We start from the raw sequence: 23,816 nt of genomic DNA, 5'->3' as shown, positions 1-23,816 counted from the left end.
GCACCGCTGAAACACGTAAGGTCCGCCCCGGCTCGGGGCGGACCTTACGTGTTACCGGGCGGAGCTACTTGATGTAGAGCTTGTCCACTTCGGCCGAGAAATCCGCCATGACTGCCTGGCGCCGAAGTTTCAGCGTGGGGGTGACATGGCCGGCTTCGAGCGAGAAATCGCGGGGCAGGACCGTGAAGCGGCGGATTTGTTCGGCCCGGGAGACGGTTGCGTTGGCAGCGTCCACCGCCTCCTGCACCTGGGCCAGCACCACCGGATGATCCCCCGCTGCCACATCCTGGAGACTGTGGCCCTGCTCGCGGGCCCATACCGCCAGGGCTTCTTCATCGAGGGTAACCAGCGCACCCACGAAGGGACGCCCTTCCCCGACGACGACGACCTGCGAGACCAGACGGTGCTCCCGGATCTTCTCCTCCAGGGGGCCTGGAGCCACATTCTTGCCGCCTGCAGTGACCAAGAGGTCCTTTTTCCGTCCCGTGATGGTGAGGAACCCGTCATCATCCAGCGTGCCGACGTCTCCGGTATGGAACCATCCGTCAGTGAACGCTTCGGCGTTCGCGGCTGGATTCCGGTGATAGCCGGTGAAGACACCCACACCCTTGACCAAAACCTCTCCGTCTGCGGCAATCCGGACCGCATTTCCGGGCATCGGCAGGCCTACCGTGCCGACCCGGGTCAGCGGCACTGTATTGACTGAGGCAGGGGCGGTAGTTTCTGTCAGGCCGTAGCCTTCCTGGACGGCGATTCCGGCGCCGCGGAAAAAGTGGCACAGCTGGGGGCTGAGCGGGCTGGCTCCGGAAATAGCGATCGACAGCTGTCCGCCAAAGACGTTCCGGACCTTCGGGTACAGGAGTGCGTCGAAGATCCTGTGCCGCAGGCGCAGCGGCAGCGAGGGGCCTTTTCCACCCCGGCCGGCACGGTCCACGGCTTCGGAGAAGGCGACGGCGGTTGCTGCGGCGGAGGCAAAAAGCCGGCCCTTGCCCGCGGCCTCAGCACTTTCCTGGGCGCCGGTGTAGATCTTCTCGAAAATCCGCGGGACCGCGAGCAGGAAGGTGGGCTGGAACGTTTTCATATCGCCGACCAGGGCAGATGCGCTGGCACTGTGGCCCAACTGCACGCCCGCGGCCAGGCAGCCAACCTGGACGGCACGCGCCAGGACGTGGGCCAGGGGCAGGAACATCAGGGTCCGGGCTCCGGGAGCCTTCAGCATTTCGGGAAGGAGTTCGATGACGTTGACGCCGAAGACAGCAAAGTTGCCGTGCGTGATTTCGCATCCCTTGGGGCGCCCGGTGGTGCCCGAAGTGTAGACCAGGGACGCGGTGTCCTGGAGCCCGCGGACCGAACGGGCGGCCTCGAGCTCGGCGTCGCTGACCGTTGATCCGGAAGCCGCCAGTGCGCGCAGGTCCGTTCCGCCGTCGACGTCGGTGAGGTGCCACAGGGGAACGTCAAGACCGGCGGCACCGGCACCTGCCGCGATGACACCGGCCTTGGCATCGTCCTCAGCGAAGACGAGTTTGGCCGCGGAGTCCTCCAGGATCCATTGGACCTGGCTTGCGGAGGAGGTCTCATAGATCGGGACCGTTACGGCGCCGGCGAACCAGATGGCCAGGTCCACGACAGTCCACTCATAGCGGGTGCTGGACATCACGGCTACGCAGTCTCCGGGGCGGATGCCCTGCCGGATCAGTCCCTTGGCGGCCGCGGAAACCGTTTCAAGGAACCCTGCGGCGGTGATGTCTTCCCATCCCGCCTCGGACTGGCGGGCGTAGAGCGGCAGATCCGGTGACCGTTCGGTCAGCCCGAGAAGGAGATCGGTGATGTTGGAGTCGGCCGGGAGCTCGACAAACAAGTCCGTGGAGGATTCGCGCACTGCGCCACTCTCTTTTCCGTGCTTGTGGCACATTGCGTTGAGACCTAGATCCAGCTCGGCATCCACATTCGGAGCCGCCAATCAGAATAGGGGATGTTCTCTGCAGTCCATACCGGATAGAAGAAGGCGGAGACAAGAATAACAGCGAGCAGGAAGCATCCGACGCCGATCGCGCCGCGCTGCCGGCGCAGGGCGGTAGCCTGACCTGTGTCCTCGCCCAGCATCAGGCCCAGGACGTAGGTCAGAGCCAGGATGAGGAAGGGCTCGAAAGACACTGCATAAAAGAAGAACATGGTGCGGTCGGGGAAAGCGAACCAGGGAAGATATCCGGCGGCGATCCCGGCGAGAATGGCACCTGCCCGCCAGTCCCTGCGGCCGATCCAGTAGGCCAGCAGCACGCCGAGGCTGAGGAGACCAGCCCACCAGATCAGCGGATTGCCAACGGAGGTGATTGCCGAGGTGCAGGATTGGAAATTGCACCCCGGACTCCCTGGATCCGGCGACTCATAGAAAAAAGAGGTTGGCCGGCCCAGGAACAACCAGGTCCAGGCGTTGGCCATATAGGAATGTTCCGAGGTCAGGCCGTTGTGGAATTCGTATGCGCTGCGGTGGTATTCCGCCAGCGACCGAAGGGAATCCGGCAGCCAGCCGAAAGCTTCCGACGGATTGGTTTCTGCCCAGTGCCGTCCATAGGAGTCTGATGCGCGGAACCAGCCTGCCCAGGTTGCGGTGTAAGTGGCCAGGGCAGTGGGAATGAGAGTGAAGAAGGCCGGAAGGCCGTCCTTCAGCAGTGCGAGGGGCCAGCGGCGGATCCCGGCGACACGCCTGGCGCTCACATCCCAGAGCACGGTCATCAGACCGAAGACGGCGATGAATGCCAGCGCGGACCACTTTGTGCCGACCGCGAGTCCGAGACAGACACCGGCTGCGAGGCGCCACGGCCGCCATAGGAGCCAAGGCCCTGTGGTTAGAGCGGCGCGCGGCGGCGCACTGCCGGGTGGTGCCGCGAGTTTGCGCGCCAGCCTTCTCCTGCCGTCGTCGCGGTCCAGCAGCAGGGCACCGAAGGCGGCCAGCACCCAGAAGGCTAGGAAAATATCGAGCAGGGAGGTGCGGGACTGGACCAGATGGTGTCCGTCGACTGCCAGCAGGAGGCCAGCTGCAGCGCCGAGAAGCGGCGAACGGAAGAGCCGGTACGCAATCAACGCCAGCATAAGGACCATCAGCGTGCCGGCCACGGCAGCGGAGAAACGCCAGCCAAAGCTCGATTCCGGGCCGAAAAGCGCCATCCCGAAGGCAATCATCCATTTGCCCACCGGCGGATGAACCACGTACTCCGGTTCCTCCAGCAGCCCGCCGGGCTGGCCGGCGGCAAAGGAATCGTTGGCATTCTCCGGCCAGGCACGCTCGTAGCCTGACACCAGGTAGGAGTAGGCGTCCTTGACGTAGTAGGTCTCGTCGAACACCAGGGTGTCAGGCTCACCAAGCCGGATAAAGCGCAGAACACCGGCCAGCAGAGCAGCGCCCAGTGCGGCAGCCCAGGCCCAGGCAGGCGCGGGAAGCGCCGCACCGAGCAACCTTCCCCGCAGTGCCTCGATGGAGAACGCGCGTCCCGGATCCAGTACGGGAGGCGCCTGTTCCCGGGGAGGTGTGGGGGTCAGGGACAGGGTCACGCGCTCAACTCTATAGCCTGTCGCGTAGGGTTGAGGGGTGGACTCAAGCATCGATGGACCCCCGCAGGCTGCAGGCACCGACGGCACCGGGGACGGCACTCAAGCCGGTGCCGAAGACGCTGTGCCGGAGTTTCGCTCCGGGGCAGCGGGACAGATCGTGCTGGCCGCCACCCCGATTGGAAACATGGGAGACGCCACCGTCCGCCTGATCAACCTCCTCCAGCATGCCGATGTTATTGCCGCCGAGGACACCCGGCGGCTGCACCGCCTGGTCAGTGCCTTGGATATCACCACCTCCGGGCGGATCCTCAGCTACCACGAGCACAATGAACAGTCCCGAACCCCCTACCTGCTGGACCTGGTCCGCGGCGGCGCCACACTGCTGATGGTCACCGACGCAGGTATGCCCTCCGTCTCCGACCCCGGTTACCGTCTTGTCGAAGCAGCCGCTGCGGAAGGGATCGCAGTCACGGCCGCCCCCGGTCCGTCCGCGGTGCTGACAGCCCTGGCCCTGTCCGGCCTGCCTACCGACCGGTTCTGTTTTGAGGGATTCCTGCCGCGCAAAGCGGGGGAACGGGCAGGACGCCTCGCGGAACTGGCTGCGGAACGCCGCACCATGGTTTTCTTCGAAGCACCTCACCGGCTCGAAGCGATGCTCCGGGCACTCGATGCCGCCTTTGGCGGCAGCCGCCCCGCCGCCGTCGCGCGTGAACTGACAAAGCTGCACGAACAGGTCCTGCGGGCGCCCCTGCGCGAGCTGCTCGAATGGGCGGAGAGCAGCGAAGTCCGGGGTGAGATCGCCGTAGTTGTTGGCGGTGCCGCAGAAGCAGCGCCGGAAGCGCCGGAAGACCACGTGGCGGCGGTCAACGGCCTCATCAGCCAGGGGTCGCGGTTGAAGGACGCCGTCGCGAGCGTGGCATCCGATGCACGCATCAGCAAGCGGGAGCTGTATTCCGCGGTGCTTGCCGCCCGGAGCAAGGATGATGCCGGCAAAGCGGAGAATGCTGGAAAGTCCTGAGAACAGGGCACCGGCAGGACAGGCGGAGCCAAATGCACAGTGAACCGTCAGTTCCGTTGTGCAGGAATGCATTTACAGTGCTCCGCGCGCGACTTACGGTGAGTTGAGCACCGGTCAGATCATGCACCGGGAAAACCCGCACATTTTTGGAGGCTCACCCATGGCTGTAACCGCTGAACGCGAGGCCGAACTGCTGGCCCAGGTTCCCACCGGCCTGCTGATTGACGGACAGTGGCGTGAGGCCACCGGCGGCAAGACCTTCGAAGTCGAGGATCCCGCCACGGGCAAGGTGCTGCTGAGCATCGCCGATGCCAGCACCGAAGACGGCGCCGCCGCCATGGACGCGGCCGCAGCCGCCCAGGATTCATGGGCACAGACCCCGCCCCGGGTCCGCGGCGAAATCCTGCGCCGGGCCTTCGAGCTCGTCACCGCCCGCGCTGAAGACTTCGCCCTGCTGATGACCCTGGAAATGGGCAAGCCCCTGGCCGAAGCCCGCGGTGAGGTTGCCTATGGTGCCGAATTCCTGCGCTGGTTCTCTGAGGAAGCAGTCCGCGTAACCGGCCGCTACGGCATGTCCCCGGATGGCAAGTCCCGGATCATGGTTAACAAGAAGCCGGTTGGCCCCTGCCTGCTGATCACCCCGTGGAACTTCCCGCTGGCCATGGCGACCCGCAAGATCGCCCCCGCAGTGGCTGCCGGCTGCACCATGGTGCTCAAGCCCGCAAAGCTGACTCCGCTGACCTCCCAGCTGTTCGCTGCCGTCATGATGGAAGCCGGGCTGCCCGCCGGTGTCCTGAACGTCGTGTCCACGACCCAGGCCGGAGAGGTGACCGGACCGATCATGAAGGATGAGCGCCTGCGCAAGGTCTCCTTCACCGGCTCCACCCCAGTGGGCCAGGCCCTGATCCGCGATGCCGCGGACAACGTGCTCCGCACCTCCATGGAACTCGGCGGCAACGCACCCTTCGTCGTCTTTGAGGACGCTGACATCGACAAGGCCGTTGAAGGCGCCATGGCCGCGAAACTGCGGAACATGGGCGAGGCCTGCACCGCCGCCAACCGTTTCATCGTGCACGAGGACATCGCCGACGAATTCTCCGAAAAGTTCGCTGCGAAGGTCGGGGCCATGACCGTTGCCCGCGGCACTGAGGACGAGTCCAAGATCGGTCCGCTGATCGATGCCAAGTCCCGTAACAAGGTCCACTCCCTCGTTGAAGACGCGATCGACGCCGGTGCAACGGCTGTAGTCGGCGGCGCCCCGGTGGACGGCCCCGGCTACTTCTACGCACCGACCGTGCTCAAGAACGTTCCGGCTGGAGCACGCATCCTCAAGGAAGAGATCTTTGGCCCGGTTGCCCCGGTGATCACCTTCTCCACTGAGGCCGAAGCCGTGAAGCTGGCCAACGCCTCCGAATACGGCCTGATCGCCTATGTCTTCACCGAGGACCTGAACCGCGGCCTGCGGATCGGCGAGAAGCTGGAAACCGGCATGCTGGGCCTGAACGCCGGCGTCATTTCCAACGCCGCCGCCCCGTTCGGTGGAGTCAAGCAGTCCGGCCTCGGCCGTGAGGGCGGGGACGAAGGCATCGAAGAATACCTCTACACGCAGTACATCGGCATCGCCGACCCCACCGCGTAGCTCCTGCCCGGTCCGGCAACCGGACCGCGGAGTGCAAGACCCGGCACCTGGGCCCAGCCCAGGCGCCGGGTCTTCCTGTGTTAAGCACCTGACGGGCGTGGTCAGGTCCGGCGGCCGCGTCCCAGCGAGGCCGGGAACAGGGCAGCTTTGATGCGGGTTCCTGCCGGGACCGCGGCACGCAGCCCGGCCGCTAGAAGTCCGATGTCGGCCCAGGAAGAGCTGGTCCGGCCCTGGGGCGAGGACGCCCTGCCCGGCGGTCCGGGCACGGTTGCCGGCGCGGCATAGGCTTCGGCCTCGTACGCCTGGCGCAGCCGGTCCAGGGCTGCAGCGGAGGGACCAGTCAACCCGGCATCCGCGGCCAGCCGGGCGGCGTAGGAACGCGGACTGTCAGCGGTCCTGGCTGGAAAGCCGTAGTCCTGGGCCAGGTCAATGGCCTCCTCCCACGCCAGGCCGGCACCTCCGCCCAGCTCAGCATGAGCGCGTTGCCGTTTCCTTGTCCGCCGGCGCCGCAGCCCCCGCGGCGTCAGGAACGCCAGGACCGCCGCCAGGAATCCGATCCCGGCACCGGCGAAAGGAGCTCCGCCGGTCTCCGCGGGTCCCACGGGCTGCGGAGATGCAGGTGGAGACGCAGCGGGCGAGGGAACGGAAGGCGGTCCGCTGGCCTGCAGTTCGCGCGGATCCGCATCAGTCTGGGCCGCAGCTCCCGCGTTCTGCTGCCGGGGCACGGCATAGGAAGGAACTACGCCCCGGGACGGAGTCGGCTCGAACCGGACCCAGCCAGCTCCCTCGAAGTACAGCTCCGGCCAGGCATGCGCGTCACGGGAATCCACAACGAACTCATCCAGCTCCTGGCCGGTGGCTCCGGTCCGGGTTTCGTTGGTAGCCCGGCCCGGGGCATAACCAAGTCCCATCCGGCTGGGGATCCCTACCTCCCGGGCCATAACAGCCATCGCGGACGCGAAGTGCACGCAGTATCCCGAGCGCTGTTCGAGGAAGCGGGCCAGCACATCCATGCCGTTGCCGTCGTAGCCGCCCTCAACCGGGGCGTCGAGCGAATACGAGAACCGGGCACTCCTCAGGTAGGACTGGAGGGCCAGGGCCTGGCCGTAAGGCGCAGTTTCGGCTCCCACTGCCTCCCGCGCGGTGTCCCGGATGACCTGCGGCAGGTCGTCCGGGAGATCAGTGAACACAGGGTCCACTGCGCCTTCCGGTGCCGGCCCGATTCCCCTGAGCATCTCACCCGTCATTGTCGGGCTCACGCTGCGTACCTGGTAGCTGGACTGCGGATCCGCACTGCCATCCGCGGAAAGTATGGTCATGGTGGAGGGATCCCACGTCCAGGCGCCGCCTACTTCCGAGACCGAGGACGGCGCATAAGGGGCCAGCAGCCACGGGCTTGAATACGACTGCGACCCGATCACTGTGGTGGTCACGGTCGTGGGGATGCTCGCCGACACGCTTTCCAGCGGAGTCATGGTGGACGTGCCAAGACGGCGGGAATCCGACCGGGTATCCGGTGCCCAGCGGCTGCCGGAGAAATCCTCCAGCGTGGTGGAGCGGAGGTAGAGCGGCCGCGGCGAATCGGTGGCGTAGGTGATCCGGCCGGTGGCGCTGGGCTGGCGCAAATCGTTGCCCAGGGTGACCACAGGGTTGAGCCCCGTGGTGCCGGCAAACAGGTCGAACCGGGCTCCCTGCGGGAAGGCACCGGTGCTGAACCCCGGGATGGCCAGCGGCAGCAGCAGCGCGGCCGTGACCGCACCCGCTCCGATGCCCACTGCTCCGGCAGCATGGCTGCCGGTCGGACGGTTCCGGCCGGTGCGGGAGTCCGCCCGCTCCTGCCAGGCTCCGGCCGCCAGGACCAGCAGGAACCCGAGGGCAGCGGCGAGGAACCCGGCAGTACCCACGCTCTGCGGCTTGATGATGCCGGGCACCAGCAGGATGGTGAACAGGCCCAGTCCGCTGGCGGCCGGCATCCGGAGAGTGACGGCCAGCGTGTCGACCAGGACGGTCACCAGACCCACGGCCAGACAGGCGATGAACACCACGCCCTGGTCGGGTACAACGGGAATCACCTGCGAAATGACCACTGTTTGGGCATCTGAAAGCAGTGCCCCGGCCCGGGCTGCCGTCCCGGAGGTGGGAATGATCCCCAGGAACGCCGTGTCGAAGGAGAACATCCAGGTCAGGGCCATGGTGAGGGAAGCCAAGCCGGCGACTGGAACCAGCACCGTGGGGAACCGGAAGCGGCGGGCCAGGGCGGTGGCTACGGAGACGGCGGCAACAGACAGGGAAAGTGGCCACATCCAGCCAAAGCCCTCCAGCACTCCGTGGATGCTCAGGGAGCAAAGGAGGACCGCAGCCGCGGCGGCTGCGCCGGTCACCCACTGCGCGGAAGCACGCCGGGCCGTGGCGCGCGGAGCGCCCTGCGCGGGGGGCCGTGAACGGGTGCGGGTCATGGCCGCGGTCATGGCAGCCGTCCCTGCGGGACTGCGGTCCGGATGGCAGGCTCGCCGGCGCTGGACCAAACGGCGGCCACGGGCTGTGAGGGTTCGACGGTGAGCGCGGTCCAACCTGCTGAGCGCAGGATTGTCAGCGCCGGAGCCACGCTGCCCGGCCGTTCACTGACCAGGACGGCAATGGCGGCGGGAGCGTAGTCCGCTGCCGGGGCCAGCCGGTGCGCGTCTTCCGCACTGATCTGCCCGGCAATCACGACCAGGGGGCCGCGGTTCCGCGGGTCCTGCAGAGCTTCTGCCAGTGCGTCACCGAAAGGTGCCAGGGAACCGGCAGGCAGCTGCGCCCCGGTCCATGCAGGTGCTCCGGGACTGGCCTGGTCAGTCGGTTTTCGCAGCGCCGGCCTTGCACGCCGTGGTTGGGCCCCCTGGGATGCCGAACCGGCAGATGGTTCCAGCCCCAGTGCGGCCAGCCCTTCGCCGAGGTCAAGGACACCGGCTGCACCGCTGAAGGTGTCCACCTGCGGTGCAGCTGCGGAGGGGGAACGGGCCAGCCCCGGCCGCGCCGCGGCATCAACCAGCCGCACCGCGAACCCGTGCTCCATCATGTGGGCGCCGATCGACATCACAGCGGACACTGCCCACTCGAAGGCTTCGGAACTGGCTGGTGCCGAGGCATCCGGACTGTCGGCCCAGAAGGGGGAGAGGAACCCATGATCATAGGAGGCCTCCCGCTGGTCGAGGAGGATCGTGGCCCGCGGAGTCGTGACCGTCTCCTCCTGGCGAACCATCAGTTTCCCGTGCCGGGCAGTGGCAGACCAGTGGACTCTGCGCATGGGGTCTCCGTGCCGGTACTCCCTGGTCGTCACATCGTCCTGGCTGGGGATGCCGTGCCGCCGTGTGGAGACTGAACCGTCGGCTCCGCGCAGCCCGTCCAGGATGGCGGCCGGCAGTTCAGCCGGGGCCGGTTTGACCACCAGCGCATCCGTCCCTCCGATGGTGTGGCGCAGCACCGCCAAGCCGAAGGGGTCATGGAATCCGGCACTCACCGGGCCAATCTGATAAAGGCCGCGGCGGGAGGACCGCAGCCGGTATTCGTACCGGCTGGTGCCCCCGGGGCCCGTGCTGCCTGCAGGAAACCCGAACTCCGGACTGGCACCGAAGCGCGCCGGCAGTCCCTCCCGCATCCGGGCAGTTCCGCCGAACGGCCGGACCGGGGTAAGGGTGAGGGAAATATTGACTGCGTTTCCAGCATCGGCCGAGGGCGGGGAAAAGGTCCGCTGGACGGTAAAGGCCGGGCGCATCAGCCGCAGCGCGAGGACCGATGCCAGCGGCAGCAGGATCAGGAACACAGCCAGCAGCAGGAGGTCGCGGCGGCCCAGCACCTGTGCGCCCAGCAGAGCAGCGACACCGGCTGCGGCCACGCCGAACCCGCGGCCGGTGAGCATACGCGTACGGACTCTGGACAGCATGACCCTCCTAGGCCGGGGCAGGACGCTACGGCCGGGTCACGCCAGCCGATCCGGGCGGGCGGGGGACAGGAACCTTGGCCAGGATCGACCGCAGCACAGACGCCGGGCTCTCGCCGGCGCTCAGCGCCTTGCGCTCGAGTATCAGCCGATGTGAGAGGACTGCTTCACCGAGGCGTGCGACGTCGTCCGGCAGGACGAAATCCCGCCCGTCGAGGGCAGCGCGGGCCTTGGACGCACGAAGCAGCTGGAGCAGGGCCCGGGGACTGGCACCGAGCCGCACCTGTGGATGGCCGCGGGTGGCGGCACCGATTCCCACCGTGTACTCCTTGACTGCTGAGGAGACGTACACCTCCCGCACCCGGGCTGTCATGGCGGCAGTATCCCGGACGGAAACCACCGGAACGATCGACTCCAGCGGGGAAACTGACTGATGGGATTCGAGCATGTCGATCTCAGAAGCCGTATCCGGATACCCAAGGGATATGCGTGCCATGAACCGGTCCCGCTGCGCTTCAGGCAGGGCATACGTGCCTTCCATCTCCAGCGGGTTCTGCGTAGCGACCACCATAAAGGGCTCCGCCAGGCGGTACGTTCCGCCGTCGACTGTCACCTGCCGTTCCTCCATGCACTCCAGCAGGGCGGACTGGGTCTTGGCGGAGGCACGGTTGATTTCGTCGCCGATCACGATGTTGGCGAAAACCGGGCCACGCCGGAACTCGAACCGGTGCGCGTCCTGGTTATAGATTGACACCCCCGTCACATCGGAGGGCAGCAGATCAGGGGTGAACTGGATCCGGGTCACCGAACAGTCCACTGCCCGGGCGAGGGTCTTGGCGAGCATCGTTTTGCCCACCCCGGGGACGTCTTCGAGGAGAACATGGCCTTCGGCGAGCAGAACGGTCAGGACCAGCCGGGCCGCCTCGTCCTTGCCATCGATGACAGTGTTGATCGCACCGAGGATCCGGGTGCTGGCATCCAGGAATGAATCTGCCGTCCCCTGGACACCCCCTCCGGCAAGATGGGAGGCCGCTGTGTCCGGGGCATCAAAATCAGTGGTGGCAGCGGATGTGTTACGAGCGTCCATGGATACCTTCCAAGTCTCGGCGGAGACAGCCGGGACTCTCGTGCAGAAACACGGCTGGCGACTGCGTGCCCCTTGACGGCAGATGAGAACAAACACCGGAAAACAAATACCGGGAATACCTTCAGGCTGCCGGCCGGGCACGTTTCTACGTACAGGGTACAAGCTCACTTAGGCTTAAAGACATGAGTACCCACAGCGGTTATGTTCAGGGCCAGATACCGCAGACCTACCTGTCGCTGCCGCACAGCCGCCGGGCGGACAGCAAAACCGGTGATAAGGCGTTCGCTCCCGCCCCTGAGCCGCTGCCGGTTCCGGTGATGGACAACCACACCCACCTGGACTTCGGCGGGCCGGGCGCACTCTCCGCAGCTGCAGCTCTCGACGCCGCCGGGGCCGCCGGTGTCCGGGGTGCAGTCCAGGTCGGAACGGACCTGGAATCCTCCCGGGCGGCTGTGCAGCTGGCCGGGGAAGATTCCCGCCTGCTGGCCGCCGTGGCAATCCACCCCAATGATGCGCCGGAACTCGCCGGGCTCGGAACGCTGGACAGTGCGCTCGCCGAGATCGAATCGCTGGCCGCCCACCCCCGCGTCCGCGCAGTGGGCGAAACCGGTTTGGATTACTTCCGAACCGGTCCGGAGGGGATCGGGGCCCAGCAGTATTCCTTCCGCCGTCACATCGACATCGCCCGCAGGCTGGGGCTCGCCCTGCAGATACACGACCGTGACGCACACGATGACGTGGTGAAGGTGCTCGGCGAAGAAGCTGAACCGCGGGCCGTGGTCTTCCACTGCTTTTCGGGTGACGCCGGGCTGGCGCGGATCTGCAACGACAACGGCTGGTACATGTCCTTCGCCGGAACGGTCACGTTCCGCAATGCCCAGGGCATCCGCGATGCCCTGGCAATCGCCGATCCCGAGTTGATTCTCGTTGAGACCGACGCTCCGTTCCTGACGCCCCATCCGCACCGGGGGCGGAACAATGCCAGCTACATGATCCCGTACACGGTGCGCTCGATGGCTGAAATCCGGGGGGCTGAGCTGAGTGCTCTCTGCGCCGCAATCGCCTCGAACACCGAGCGTGTTTACGGCTCCTGGGACTAGCTGCGGGGCACCGGTTGGACCCCTCCCGCGAATAAGGGTCCAGACGCCCGGTTTGCCCGCAGATCACGGTTCGGTTACGGTAAGGACCTATTAGCCGGGGTCGGGGAAGGCTTCCGGACTGATAACACCGCCTCCGTGCATTGCATCCGGGCTCTCTGAGCCGGATAAAAGTGTGCGGTGATGGTCCCTGCCTGCACTCGTCGGCGCTCCGTGAGACCCGGAGGCCCGCCCGGCGTGTGCCCTGTCCCCGTGCCCGGAAGCTGTGAACGTTTGGAATTCCGTGGCAACTGCATTCGTGAGGCGCGCACTCAAGCTCGGCGGCCAGGCCGCCGTCATGGTGGCGCTTATCCTGGGACTCGTGGCCTTCGTCGGCACGAACAAGTCCGTTGTCCTGTCTGTGGACGGCGAAACCAGCGACATCATGACCTTCGGAGGAACCGTTGAGGAGGTCCTGGCGAAGGCAGACATCCAGCTGGCCGCCGCCGACCGCGTGGTCCCGGCTCCAAGCAGCGAGGTACGTGACGGTTCCCGGATCGAAGTAACCACGGCCAAGACAGTCAACGTCAACGTTGACGGCACCGGACACACCATCCAGACCACCGGATCCACCGTGGCGGACCTCATATCAGAGCTCCGCGTATCGGCCAATTCCTCAGTTTCAGCATCGCTGGACACCTCCCTGGCCAAGCTGAGCGGACTGTCCATCTCCACCCCTAAGACCGTCCTGCTGGTTGCGGACGGCAAATCCACCGAAATCGAAACCACGGCAGGAACCGTTGGAGCTGTCCTCGACGAAGCCGGCATCGAGGTTGGTCCCACGGACCGCCTCTCCGCCCCTGCCCGCGCTGACGTGGCGGACGGAATGGTCCTCAAAGTCACGCGTGTGGTCACTGGATCCCAGGACACCGTCACCGAAGCCGTGCCGTTCGAAACGCGTTCCGTGGATGACCCGGAAATGTTCGAAGGGGAGAAGCAGGTGAGAACCGCCGGGGTACCCGGCGAGCGCATCCTGGTGTTTGACACGGTCGTCCTCGATGGGCGGGAAGTCAGCCGCAGCCTGGTCGGCGAAAAGCTCAGCGTGGAACCCGTTACCGAAACAGTGGCCGTGGGCACGAAGAAACGTCCCGCCGCCGCAGCACCCGCCGGCGGTGCGGCTCCCGCCGGCGGCAGCTGGGCAGCACTCGCCCAGTGCGAATCGGGCGGAAACTGGCACATCAACACCGGGAACGGCTACTACGGCGGGCTGCAGTTCAGCGCCCAAAGCTGGATCGGTGCCGGCGGCGGCGCCTACGCCCCTGTTGCCAGCGAAGCCACCCCCGAACAGCAGATTGCCGTCGCGGAGAATCTCCGGGCAAACGGCGGCTGGGGCCACTGGCCTTCCTGCGCGCGCAAGCTCGGGCTGCTCTAGCGGTACCCGCAGCGAACACATCAGCCCTGGCACCCTTGCGACAGCGAGGCTGCCAGGGCTTTTGCGTGCCCTGACCTGTCTGCCGCGCCGGCCTTGCGGAAGAGCGCTTCGCTCTCCTCCAACCGGGCGGCGGCCGCACAGCTCCTGCCCAGGGAAGCCAGGCTAAGCCCGAGCTGAAGGGCCACTTCGGCTGCGGTCTGGGGCGCCAGGACGGCCCGCTCGGCGTAGGCCGCTGAGAGCAGGCGGACGGCCTCGGCGTGGTTTCCCTGCAGATGCTGCCACCGTCCGCGTGAATGCAGGAGGTCCAGGGCATCTGTCACGGATCCGCCCACCACAGCCAGGGCAGTTTCAGCGTGTTCAATGCAGATGAGGGTCTGATCGTCATGCAGTCCGGAGGAGAGCCGCATGCTGGCCGAGGCCTTGTTGAACGACGCCCAAAGTCCCAGATCCAGCCTGGGACTCAGCAAAGAAGCTGCCTGCTGATGGAACCGGAGGCCGGCAACCCGGTCGCCGCGGCGGAACGCCACGTTTCCAACCGTCCAGAATCCCTTTCCAGCGAGCTGGGAATCCGGCACAGTATCCAGCAGGGGCACCAGAAAAACCCGGCAGATCTCCCAGGCCTGCGCCAGACGCCCACTTTCCGTGAGCGCTGCGGCCAATGCCTGGTAGGCCTCGAGCAGTCCATCATTTCCTGCCGGAGCCTTTTGTGCGGCTGCCACCGCTGCCTCTGCCTGGCGTACTGCTTCCGACAGGTGCCCCCGGCCCTGGTGGGCGGTGGCCAGCAGGGCCTTTGCACGGGCCCGAAGGGACAGCTGCTGCAGTGCAAGGGGGTGCCGGGCAAGCAAGGACGCCTGCATAACGCAGCCTTCGAAATCACCGAGCTTCAACTGGCAGCGGGCGGCCAGGAAAGTCAGTGCCCACCATTCGGGGGGAGCGTGTTCCGCCAAAGCTGCGCCGGCGCCCGCGGCCGCACAGTCACGGGCGCGCACATAGTCCCGCTCATCCCAGAACTGGTGGGCAGCGAGTCCGAGGTAGAGCGCTCCGTCCGGCCCGGCCGGCCGCGGCGTGTTGCCGGGGGCTGCAGCCAGCCGCTCGGCGAACTGCCTCATCATGGCTCTGCCCGGCTCACGCCGTCCGCCCTCAAGAAGCGACACTTCCCTTTCCCGCAGAAGAGGCGCGCCCAACTCGGACCGGCTCAGGAACCGCTCCCGCCGGGCCGACCGCAGCTTTTCACCAAACGATATGCCCATCGCCATTCCCGCCGTTCTCCGGGTGCGGCAGACTTGGATTCTGCCGCGGCAAATGATGCTACCGTCCGGCACCGCGCCACGGCAGAGCAGCAGGGGCTAACGCGTTAGGAATCCCATGAAGATGTTGCAGACACCGAATTCCGTATCATCCAGAACACTTGTAGGGGACTGGCCCGACTAGGAGCGATCCGCCGGGTCACCGGGGCGCAGCTGGGCTGGCGCTAGTATTAGGCAGTGACTGAATCCGTTTCCACGCCCGTTCCGCGGCCCCGGCCGCTCCTTGGCGCCTCCGATATCCGGGCGCTGGCCGAGGAGCTGGGCGTGCGCCCAACCAAGACGCTTGGCCAGAACTTCGTCATTGACGGAAACACCATCCGCAGGATCGTCGCGGCGGCCTCGGTGGACAAAGAAGAGACAGTTCTTGAGGTCGGCCCTGGCCTCGGTTCGCTGACCCTCGGCCTGCTCGACGCCGCGCGTGAAGTGGTCGCCGTCGAAATCGATCCGGTACTGGCAGGACGCCTGCCCCAGACTGTGGGCGACTGGCGCCCGGAAGAGGCCGGGAACCTGCATGTGGTCCTCGCTGATGCCATGCGCGTCACCGAACTTCCGGCCCAGCCCACGGCACTGGTCGCGAACCTGCCCTACAACGTTGCCGTCCCGGTGGTGCTGCACCTGCTGGAGCACTTCCCCAGCCTGCGCCATGGCCTGGTGATGGTCCAGGACGAAGTCGCCGACCGGCTGGCCGCCAAACCCGGGTCGAAGACCTACGGTGTTCCGTCCGTGAAAGCCGCCTGGTATGGAACCATGCGCAAGGCCGGCGTCATCGGCATGAACGTGTTCTGGCCGGCACCGAAGATCGCATCGGGGCTGGTGGGCTTAGAACGCCATGAACCTCCCGCCACCACTGCAACCCGCCAGGAAGTCTTCGCCGTGATCGATGCCGCCTTCGCGCAGCGCCGCAAGACGCTGCGCGCCGCCCTGGCCGGTTGGGCGGGAAGTCCGGCGGAGGCCGAACGGGCGCTGCGCGCGGCTGGGGTTGATCCCAGCGCCCGCGGCGAGGTGCTCGACATCCACGCGTACACCCGGATTGCCGAGGCACGGTCCGCCGTATGACTACTCCCGTTCCGCAGACGGTTCGCGTCAGTGCACCGGGCAAGATCAACGTCTCCCTCAAGGTGGGTCCGCTGCGCGCAGACGGCTACCACTCCGTGGCAACCGTCTACCTGGCTGTCAGTCTCTTCGAAGAAGTCGCGGCCACCGCCGCGGCGCGGCCAGGCATTACCGTGCGGGTGGAGGCCGGAGGTCCGCTGCGCATCCCGGCGAGCGGCATCCCGCTGGGCCCGGACAACCTGGTGGCCCGCGCAGCAGCGGCCCTGGCCGGCTACGCGGGCATCCCTGACCCGGCCGTCGATCTGCTTATCACCAAACATGTTCCGGTCGCCGGCGGCATGGGCGGCGGGTCCGCTGATGCGGCGGCAGCGCTCCTGGCGTGCAACGAGCTCTGGGGGACCGGACTCAGTGCAGCGGAACTGGCTTCGCTCGGAGCCAAGCTCGGTGCTGATGTGCCCTTCGCCCTGGCCGGCGGCGCCGCCGTCGGGCTGGGCGTTGGTGACCAGCTCACCCCCGTTGCCGCGGCAGCACCGCTCCACTGGGTACTGGTGGCTTCGGCATCAGGGCTGTCCACTCCGGCTGTCTACGGGCGCCTGGACGCCCTCCGCACAACGTCCGGCGCCGTGGCGGCAGAACCGGAAACAGCGGACGCCGCGGTGCTGGCCGCCCTGGCCGCGGGGAACCCTGCCGCACTCGCCGGCGTTATCCATAATGACCTGCAGCCCGCGGCACTGTCCGTGTCCCCGGCCCTGGAAAGCACCCTGCAGCGGGGCAGGGAACTCGGAGCCCTCGCGGGGATTGTCTCCGGATCCGGTCCGACCCTTGCCTTCCTGGCTGCAGACGGGGCGGCAGCCGCCGGCCTGGAGACTGCACTGCGTGCCGAGGGGCACAACGCCCTGGCCGTTTACGGCCCCGCCCCCGGGGCGGAACCCGCTGCGCCGGCCGCACCTGCAGACCACACCTGAACCACCGAAGAAAGTAGTTCCGATTGGCACACCTGCTTGGTGCTGAAAACCTCAGCATCGCCTTTGGCACCCGCACCATCCTGGACGCCGTGTCCCTTGGACTCGACGAAGGTGACCGGATCGGCATGGTGGGCCGCAACGGCGACGGCAAGTCCACGCTGATGCGGCTGCTCGCCGAACAGCAGACACCGGACAGCGGCCGGGTCACCCGCCGCCGCGACGTTACGGTCGGTTACCTCGACCAGTCGGACGTGCTCGACGGCGACCTGACCGTCGGGCGCGCGATCGTTGGCGACGCCGCGGACCACGAGTGGGCCTCCGATCCGAAAATCCGCGACGTGATGAGCGGCCTGGTCCAGGAAGTGGACTGGAACGCCCAGGTCTCCTCGCTCTCCGGCGGACAGCGGCGCCGTGTGGCACTGGCCAAGCTACTGATGGGCGACGACGACGTCATTATGCTCGACGAGCCCACCAACCACCTCGACGTCGAAGGTGTGGCCTGGCTGGCCCGGCACCTCAAGCAGCGCTGGCGGGCCAACGAGGCCGGCCTGCTGGTAGTCACCCACGACCGCTGGTTCCTCGACGAAGTGTGCACCCGGACCTGGGAAGTCCACGACGCCATGGTGGAGCCCTTCGACGGCGGTTATGCCGCCTACGTGCTGGCCCGCGCGGAACGCGACCGCACCGCCGCCGTCGTCGAAAACAAGCGTCAGCAGCTGATCAAGAAGGAACTGGCGTGGCTGCGCCGCGGGGCTCCGGCCCGCACCTCCAAGCCCAAGTTCCGGATCGAGGCCGCCAACACCCTGATTGCGGATGTCCCGGAACCGCGCGACACCCTGTCGCTGAACAAAATGGCCACCGCCCGCCTGGGCAAGGACGTCCTGGACCTGGAGAACGTCTCCCTGGAACTGGGGGACACCCAGCTGTTCCGGAACATCACCCTGCGCCTCGCCCCGGGCCAGCGCCTGGGGATCGTGGGCGTGAACGGTGCCGGCAAAACCACCCTGCTGCGCCTGCTCAACGGCACAGTGGAGCCCACCTCCGGCCGGCTCAAGCGCGGCAAGACCGTGCAGACCGCCGTCCTCACCCAGGAAGTCCGGGAACTCGACGATGTGGCGGACCTGCGGGTCATCGAGGTCATCGAACAGGAGAAACGCGTCTTCAACGTGGGCGGCCGCGAACTTTCCGCCGGCCAGCTCGTCGAGCAGCTCGGCTTCAGTTCCCAGCGCCAGTGGACTCCGGTCCGGGAACTCTCCGGCGGTGAACGCCGCCGGCTGCAGCTGCTGCGCCTGCTCGTGGGCGAACCGAACGTGCTGATGCTCGATGAGCCCACCAACGATCTGGACACCGACACCCTGGCCGCGGTCGAAGACGTGCTCGACGGCTGGCCCGGAACGCTCGTCGTCGTCTCCCACGACCGTTACCTGCTCGAACGCGTCACTGACACGCAGATGGCGCTGCTGGGCGACGGCAAGCTCCGGGAACTGCCCGGCGGCGTCGACCAGTACCTTGAACTGCGCGAAGCGGCGCTGGGCGCCGGGGGCGCCGGCGGGGGCCGTTCCTCGCAGGCTTCCCGGGCAGCGCAGGCCGCTGGTTCCCGGCCCGGGGTCGCGGGAACGGGCACTGCGGGAGCCGGAACGGCAACGGCAGTGGCCGGGTCAACCCATTCCGAGGCGGACAAGCGGGCGGCCCGGAAGGACCTCACCCGGATTGAACGGCAGCTGACCAAGCTTGCCTCGCAGGCGGAAAAGGTCCACGCATCGATGAACGCCGAAACCGCGCAGGGGTCGCCTGACTTCGAGGTGCTGGCGGAGCTGAATGCGAAACTGCAGGCCATCGCCGCTGAGCAGGAAGAGCTGGAGATGGCGTGGCTTGAGGCATCGGAGCTGCTCGAGTAGCTGCCGGACACCTGGCACCCCCTTCTCTCACCTCAACGTGGGAAGAGGGAGGAACTACTGCGGTGTCCCGGCTTCCGCCGCGAGCAGCTCGGGAAGCACATGGTCGCGCAGCAGCGGGGAAATATCCGTCCGGGCAAAGGCCTCGGCCGGCGTCAGCCACAGGGTCTCCTCGATCTCCGCTGCGGCCTGCGGAACGGGATCGGCGCCGCTGCCGAAGGGACCCGGGAGGGTCAGCCCGAACAGGCCGGCGTCAATGAAGGTGTTCGCCTCATTAGCGGCGGGCCCGTACCAGTGGCCAATATCGGACAAATCCGCAGCCTCCACACGAAGACCGAGCTCCTCGTTGACTTCGCGGGCGGCTGCCTGACGGAAGTCTTCCCCCGGCTCCAGCTTTCCGCCGGGCTGCATAAAGCGTTGTGTTCCGCGTTTGCGGACAAGCAGGATCCGCCCCTCGCCGTCGTGCACCAGGACGGCGGAGAGGGTCAGGACCATCGGCGCTCCTCCCGGCAGACTGCCGGGAATACCGCCGGGAATGTGGCCCAGGGCCGGGTCCTTCTGGAGCCCGGTGAGGCCGTTCCAGGAGAGGTTCACCAGGTGTGCGGCCACAGTGGCCTTGTCGGGGGAGCGCGCATCGAGCCACCACTGCCCGGTCATGGCGACCATGCCGACAAGCATCTGGGCATACATCCCGCCCACCTCGGCGCTGAGCCCGCGGCTGCTGAACTCCTTGGCGAGAATGTGCTCAACGTCCGCGGCAATGCGGGAGAGCAGGGTGGAAAACGTGCCCTCGGGCTGCGACGGCGGCGCATCACGGACCAGGATCCGGAAACCGTCGGTGTGGTTCTCGATGTAATCCAGCAGCGAATACGCGGCCCGCTCAAGCAGGACCCGCGGGCCGGCGTCGGCTCCCAGCGCCTCGGTGACTGCGGCCAGCAAACGGTCGAATTCGGAGTTCACCACTTCGGTGTACAGCGCTTCCTTGGAGCCGAAGTGCTCATAGACCACCGGCTTCGAAACCCCCGCACCGGCGGCGATATCCTCGATGGTGGCTCCTTCGAGCCCGCGCAGTGCAAAGAGGGACCGTGCGACGCCGATCAGCTGCGCCCTGCGCTGGGTTCCGGTCATGCGCGGCCGTGAGCGCGCCGCTGTTATTCTCGCCACCGTCCCAGTCTACGCATTCGTCCGGGCGGGAGGCCGGGAGGGCGTTGGAACCCAAGTCGCGGATGAACCTGAACACGTGGCAAACTGGTCTCTTGTGTGCAGCGGGAGCTGCAGACTTTCCGCCCTGGTGTAATGGCAGCACCCCGGCCTTTGGAGCCGTGGAGTATAGGTTCGAATCCTATGGGCGGAACGCTAAGGCAAGCAGCCGCACCGGGACAAAACGGAGGCAGAAGACGCCGCCCGAACCCCTGGCCGGACAACGTGTAGGAGCGCTTTTTCGTGAGCATGCAGGATACGCAAGGTACCGGAACGAACGCGGAAGCCGGCCTTGCCGCCGTCATAGTCCTGGCCGCGGGTGCGGGCACCCGGATGAAGTCCCGGATCCCGAAGATCCTCCACCCGGTCGGCGGGGTGCCGATGATCGGCCACGCGCTGAACGCCGCGCAGGCCCTGCACCCCCGGACGCTGGCCGTGGTTGTCCGCCATGAACGCGACCGGGTCGCGGAGCAGGTAGCGGCGCTGCAGCCCGGCGCCCTGATTGTGGACCAGGATGAAGTTCCCGGAACCGGCCGCGCCGTCCAGGCGGCCGTCGAAGCCATTGACGCGGTATCCCCGCTCCAGGGCACCATTGTGGTGACCTACGGCGACGTGCCGCTGCTGGAGCCGGCGACCCTGCGGGAGCTCGTTGCCGTTCACGGTACGGACTCCAACGCCGTGACCGTCCTGACGGCCCGGGTGGATGATCCCACCGGCTACGGACGGATTATCCGCGCCGCTGACGGCACGGTCACCCGGATCGTGGAACACAAGGATGCGGACGCCGCCGAGCGTGCGGTCAACGAAATCAATTCCGGTATCTACGCCTTTGACGCAGCTGTGCTCCGCTCCGCCCTCGCCCAGGTCAGCACGGACAACGCCCAGGGCGAGATGTACCTGACGGACGTCCTCTCCATCGCCCGCGAAGCAGGCGGCCGGGTGGCCGCCGTCGTCACCACTGACCAGTGGCAGGTCGAAGGCGCCAATGACCGGGTGCAGCTGGCGGCCCTGAACGCCGAACACAACCGGCGCACCCTGGACGCGTGGATGCGCGCCGGCGTCACCGTCGTGGACCCTGCGTCCACATGGATCGATGCAACGGTCACCCTGGCCGAAGACGTCACCATCCTGCCCGGCACCCAGCTGCACGGCACCACCCAGGTGGCGCGCGACGCCGTCATTGGCCCGGATACCACCCTCACCAACGTTGTGGTCGGGGAAGGCGCAAAAGTGGTCCGCACCCACGGTTCCGACGCGGTGATCGGGGCAGGGGCCGACGTCGGGCCCTTCGCCTACCTGCGCCCCGGCACGCGGCTGGGGGAGCGGGGCAAGATCGGCACCTTCGTCGAGACCAAGAATGCCACCATTGGCAACGGCTCCAAGGTCCCGCACCTGTCCTATGTGGGGGACGCCACCATCGGTGAGCACTCGAACATCGGCGCTGCCTCCGTTTTCGTTAACTACGACGGCGAAAAGAAGCACCACACCACCGTGGGATCGCACGTGCGGATGGGCAGCGACAACATGTACGTGGCCCCCGTTACGGTCGGCGACGGGGCGTACAGTGGAGCCGGGACCGTGATCCGCAAGGATGTTCCGGCGGGCTCGCTGGCAATCAACGTGGCACCCCAGCGCAACCTCGATGGCTGGGTGGGCACCAACCGCCCGGACTCCGCAGCCGCCCGCGCCGCGGAAGCAGCGCAGACACAGACTTCCCTCTCCGGTACTGATAACCCCACGCGAGAAAGCGACCACGAATGAGCAGCGAAATCACCTCAAAAGGTGAAAAGAAGCTTGTCCTAGCCACAGGACGGGCCCATCCGGAGCTGGCTGAGGAGATAGCCAAGTGCCTGGACACGGACCTGCTTCCGCTGGCCGCGTATGACTTCGCCAACGGCGAGATTTACGTCCGTCCGGGCGAGAGCGTCCGCGGCACCGATGCTTTTGTGATCCAGGCCCACCCGGCGCCGTTGAACAACTGGCTGATGGAACAGCTGATCATGATCGACGCGCTCAAGCGGGCCTCGGCCCAGCGGATCACCGTGGTCTCCCCGTTCTACCCATACGCCCGCCAGGATAAGAAGGGCCGTGGCCGCGAGCCCATTTCCGCCCGCCTGATCGCGGACCTGTACAAGACCGCCGGCGCGGACCGGATCATGAGCGTAGACCTGCACACCTCGCAGATCCAGGGCTTCTTCGACGGCCCGGTCGACCACCTGATGGCCATCCCGCTGCTCGCCGACTACATCCGCACCCGCGTGGATGTCAGCAACGTCACGGTGGTCTCGCCGGATACCGGCCGCGTCCGCGTCGCCGAGCAGTGGGCCGAGCGCCTGGGCGGCGCTCCGCTGGCGTTCGTGCACAAGAGCCGGGACCTGACCGTCCCCAACCAGGCTGTCTCCAAGCAGGTCGTCGGCCAGGTCGACGGCCGCACCTGCGTCCTGATCGACGACATGATCGACACCGGCGGAACCATCGCCGGGGCAGTCCGGGTACTGAAGGAAGCCGGCGCCAAGGACGTCATCATCGCAGCCACCCATGCCGTGTTCTCCGATCCGGCCGCGCGTACCCTGGCCGAATCCGGTGCCCGCGAAGTCGTGGTCACCAACACCCTGCCGATTCCGGTCAACAAGCGGTTCGAACAGCTCACCGTGCTCTCCATCGCTCCGCTGATCGCCCGCGCCGTCCGTGAGGTCTTCGAAGACGGATCGGTGACGAGCCTCTTCGACGGCAAGGCCTAACCCTCGTCCCGGCGAAACAATCCGGCAGGTGCCCGAAAGGACTTTTCCTTCGGGCACCTGCCGTTTTTCCTCAGGGTGGGCCGGCGCCGGTGCGAGTTGCGCTGCCGGGGCTGGTAGGATTATCAGCGATGCCTAGGCGAGGGAGGCCCCGGAAAAATCCGGAGGTACTCCGTTATCGACGGTGGCTGGCAACTTCTCATCTGCACCGCAGTCCCACGGACGCGGAAAATGCAGCTGGTTCGTTCCGATACCGGCGCCGGATAGGCAACTCGAAGCCATTACGGAAGAACCACAACAGGAGTTTGTTATGTCAGACCAGAAGCTCGCAGCCACCACCCGCACCGACTTCGGCAAGGGCGCTGCCCGCAAGGCCCGCGTTGCCGGCAAGATCCCCGCAGTCATCTACGGCCACGGCGCCGAGGTCCTGCACATCCTGCTGCCCGCCAAGGCAACCACGCTGGCCGTCCGCACCCCGAACGCTCTGCTGACCATCGACGTCGACGGCGAAGCCCACCTGGCCCTGGCCAAGGACATCCAGCGCGATCCGATCAAGCAGATCATCGAGCACATCGACCTGCTGACCGTCCGCAAGGGCGAAAAGGTTGAGGTTGAGGTCAACGTCCACGTTGAAGGCGAAGTTGCCCCGGGCACCGTCTTCAACCAGGAAGCCGTGACCATGCTGGTTTCCGCGGACGCCACCAACCTTCCCGAATCCATCAAGGTCAGCGTTGAAGGCCGCAAGGCCGGCGAGCACATCACCGCCGGTGACATCGAACTGCCGGCCGGCGTCGAACTGCTGCTGGACCCGGAGACCATGGTTGTCAACGTTTCCGAGCCGACGGTCCAGGACCTGGGCGAGACCTCCGAGGAAGAGACTGCAGCAGCTCCCGCAGCTGAAGAGGCCTAAGTCTTTCCTGAACGGTTTGCCGGGGCCT

At 66.8% G+C, this 23,816-nt stretch carries 17 protein-coding genes and 1 tRNA gene; 11 read left to right on the top strand and 7 right to left on the bottom strand.

Annotated features, from left to right (window positions below):
• Window positions 1–64 precede the first annotated feature (64 nt).
• Window positions 65–1,879, bottom strand: coding sequence for an AMP-dependent synthetase/ligase (locus H9638_RS04745; RefSeq protein ID WP_191746058.1), 1,815 nt, complete (start codon window positions 1,877–1,879; stop codon window positions 65–67).
• A gap of 44 nt (window positions 1,880–1,923) precedes the next feature.
• Window positions 1,924–3,600, bottom strand: coding sequence for a dolichyl-phosphate-mannose--protein mannosyltransferase (locus H9638_RS04740; RefSeq protein ID WP_191746057.1), 1,677 nt, complete (start codon window positions 3,598–3,600; stop codon window positions 1,924–1,926).
• 70 nt (window positions 3,601–3,670) lie between these two features.
• On the opposite strand from H9638_RS04740, the gene rsmI reads away from it, so the two are divergent.
• Entirely contained in the window at window positions 3,671–4,567 is an 897-nt protein-coding gene (gene rsmI / locus H9638_RS04735) for a 16S rRNA (cytidine(1402)-2'-O)-methyltransferase (RefSeq protein WP_318241799.1), read from the top strand.
• A gap of 160 nt (window positions 4,568–4,727) precedes the next feature.
• The gene (locus H9638_RS04730) at window positions 4,728–6,206 is read left to right on the top strand and encodes an NAD-dependent succinate-semialdehyde dehydrogenase (RefSeq protein ID WP_191746055.1); all 1,479 of its coding nucleotides are present in this window, start codon (window positions 4,728–4,730) and stop codon (window positions 6,204–6,206) included.
• A 101-nt stretch (window positions 6,207–6,307) separates the two neighbouring features.
• Here the strand turns inward: H9638_RS04730 and H9638_RS04725 are convergent, their stop codons facing one another.
• The 3 genes from H9638_RS04725 to H9638_RS04715 are packed head-to-tail and all read right to left on the bottom strand — an operon-like array spanning window position 6,308 to window position 11,212.
• On the bottom strand, window positions 6,308–8,674 hold the full coding sequence (locus tag H9638_RS04725; RefSeq protein WP_191746054.1) for a transglutaminase family protein: 2,367 nt from the start codon (window positions 8,672–8,674) through the stop codon (window positions 6,308–6,310).
• On the bottom strand, window positions 8,671–10,128 hold the full coding sequence (locus tag H9638_RS04720; RefSeq protein WP_191746053.1) for a DUF58 domain-containing protein: 1,458 nt from the start codon (window positions 10,126–10,128) through the stop codon (window positions 8,671–8,673). The genes H9638_RS04725 and H9638_RS04720 overlap by 4 nt, the downstream gene beginning before the upstream one ends.
• Before the next feature lie 25 nt (window positions 10,129–10,153).
• Complete coding sequence (locus H9638_RS04715) at window positions 10,154–11,212, bottom strand: AAA family ATPase (protein ID WP_191746052.1); 1,059 nt, start codon at window positions 11,210–11,212, stop codon at window positions 10,154–10,156.
• Window positions 11,213–11,394: 182 nt separating this feature from the next.
• Here H9638_RS04715 and H9638_RS04710 point away from each other — a divergent pair, with 182 nt between their 5' ends.
• Both H9638_RS04710 and H9638_RS04705 read left to right on the top strand, forming a co-directional pair.
• Window positions 11,395–12,312 (top strand): TatD family hydrolase, encoded by a 918-nt coding sequence (locus H9638_RS04710; RefSeq protein ID WP_191746051.1) that lies wholly within the window; start codon window positions 11,395–11,397, stop codon window positions 12,310–12,312.
• Window positions 12,313–12,607: 295 nt separating this feature from the next.
• Entirely contained in the window at window positions 12,608–13,720 is a 1,113-nt protein-coding gene (locus tag H9638_RS04705) for a transglycosylase family protein (protein ID WP_318241780.1), read from the top strand.
• Window positions 13,721–13,740: 20 nt separating this feature from the next.
• Here H9638_RS04705 and H9638_RS04700 read toward each other — a convergent pair whose 3' ends face one another.
• A complete protein-coding gene (locus tag H9638_RS04700) occupies window positions 13,741–14,874 on the bottom strand; it encodes an XRE family transcriptional regulator (RefSeq protein WP_191746050.1) in 1,134 nt (377 codons plus the stop codon).
• A gap of 330 nt (window positions 14,875–15,204) precedes the next feature.
• Between H9638_RS04700 and rsmA the strand changes: the two genes are divergently transcribed.
• From rsmA to H9638_RS04685, 3 genes are read left to right on the top strand one after another with little or no spacing between them, the layout of a single operon-like run.
• Window positions 15,205–16,083, top strand: a complete 879-nt coding sequence (rsmA, locus tag H9638_RS04695) for a 16S rRNA (adenine(1518)-N(6)/adenine(1519)-N(6))-dimethyltransferase RsmA (protein WP_191746049.1) — start codon at window positions 15,205–15,207, stop codon at window positions 16,081–16,083.
• Window positions 16,080–17,045 carry a 4-(cytidine 5'-diphospho)-2-C-methyl-D-erythritol kinase gene (locus tag H9638_RS04690; RefSeq protein WP_191746048.1) on the top strand — a complete coding sequence of 322 codons (966 nt, stop codon included), beginning with the start codon at window positions 16,080–16,082 and terminating at the stop codon, window positions 17,043–17,045. Before rsmA ends, H9638_RS04690 begins: the two co-directional genes overlap by 4 nt.
• 23 nt (window positions 17,046–17,068) lie before the next feature.
• Window positions 17,069–18,943 carry an ABC-F family ATP-binding cassette domain-containing protein gene (locus H9638_RS04685; RefSeq protein ID WP_191746047.1) on the top strand — a complete coding sequence of 625 codons (1,875 nt, stop codon included), beginning with the start codon at window positions 17,069–17,071 and terminating at the stop codon, window positions 18,941–18,943.
• A 54-nt stretch (window positions 18,944–18,997) separates the two neighbouring features.
• Here H9638_RS04685 and H9638_RS17060 read toward each other — a convergent pair whose 3' ends face one another.
• Window positions 18,998–20,104 (bottom strand): TetR family transcriptional regulator, encoded by a 1,107-nt coding sequence (locus tag H9638_RS17060; protein ID WP_191746046.1) that lies wholly within the window; start codon window positions 20,102–20,104, stop codon window positions 18,998–19,000.
• Between the two features lie 118 nt (window positions 20,105–20,222).
• Between H9638_RS17060 and H9638_RS04675 the strand changes: the two genes are divergently transcribed.
• From H9638_RS04675 to H9638_RS04660, 4 genes are all read left to right on the top strand, one after another.
• Window positions 20,223–20,294, top strand: a tRNA-Gln gene (locus H9638_RS04675).
• A gap of 95 nt (window positions 20,295–20,389) precedes the next feature.
• Complete coding sequence (gene glmU / locus H9638_RS04670) at window positions 20,390–21,901, top strand: bifunctional UDP-N-acetylglucosamine diphosphorylase/glucosamine-1-phosphate N-acetyltransferase GlmU (protein ID WP_191746339.1); 1,512 nt, start codon at window positions 20,390–20,392, stop codon at window positions 21,899–21,901.
• The gene (locus H9638_RS04665; RefSeq protein ID WP_191746045.1) at window positions 21,898–22,881 is read left to right on the top strand and encodes a ribose-phosphate diphosphokinase; all 984 of its coding nucleotides are present in this window, start codon (window positions 21,898–21,900) and stop codon (window positions 22,879–22,881) included. The genes glmU and H9638_RS04665 overlap by 4 nt, the downstream gene beginning before the upstream one ends.
• 307 nt (window positions 22,882–23,188) lie before the next feature.
• A complete protein-coding gene (locus H9638_RS04660; protein WP_191746044.1) occupies window positions 23,189–23,788 on the top strand; it encodes a 50S ribosomal protein L25/general stress protein Ctc in 600 nt (199 codons plus the stop codon).
• Window positions 23,789–23,816 lie beyond the last annotated feature (28 nt).

It is taken from the genome of Arthrobacter pullicola (assembly GCF_014836875.1).
GTDB classification, from domain to species: Bacteria; Actinomycetota; Actinomycetes; order Actinomycetales; family Micrococcaceae; genus Arthrobacter_B; species Arthrobacter_B pullicola.
The sequence above is the reverse complement of the archived record's forward strand: the minus strand, read 5'-3'. Positions and strand labels throughout refer to the sequence as shown.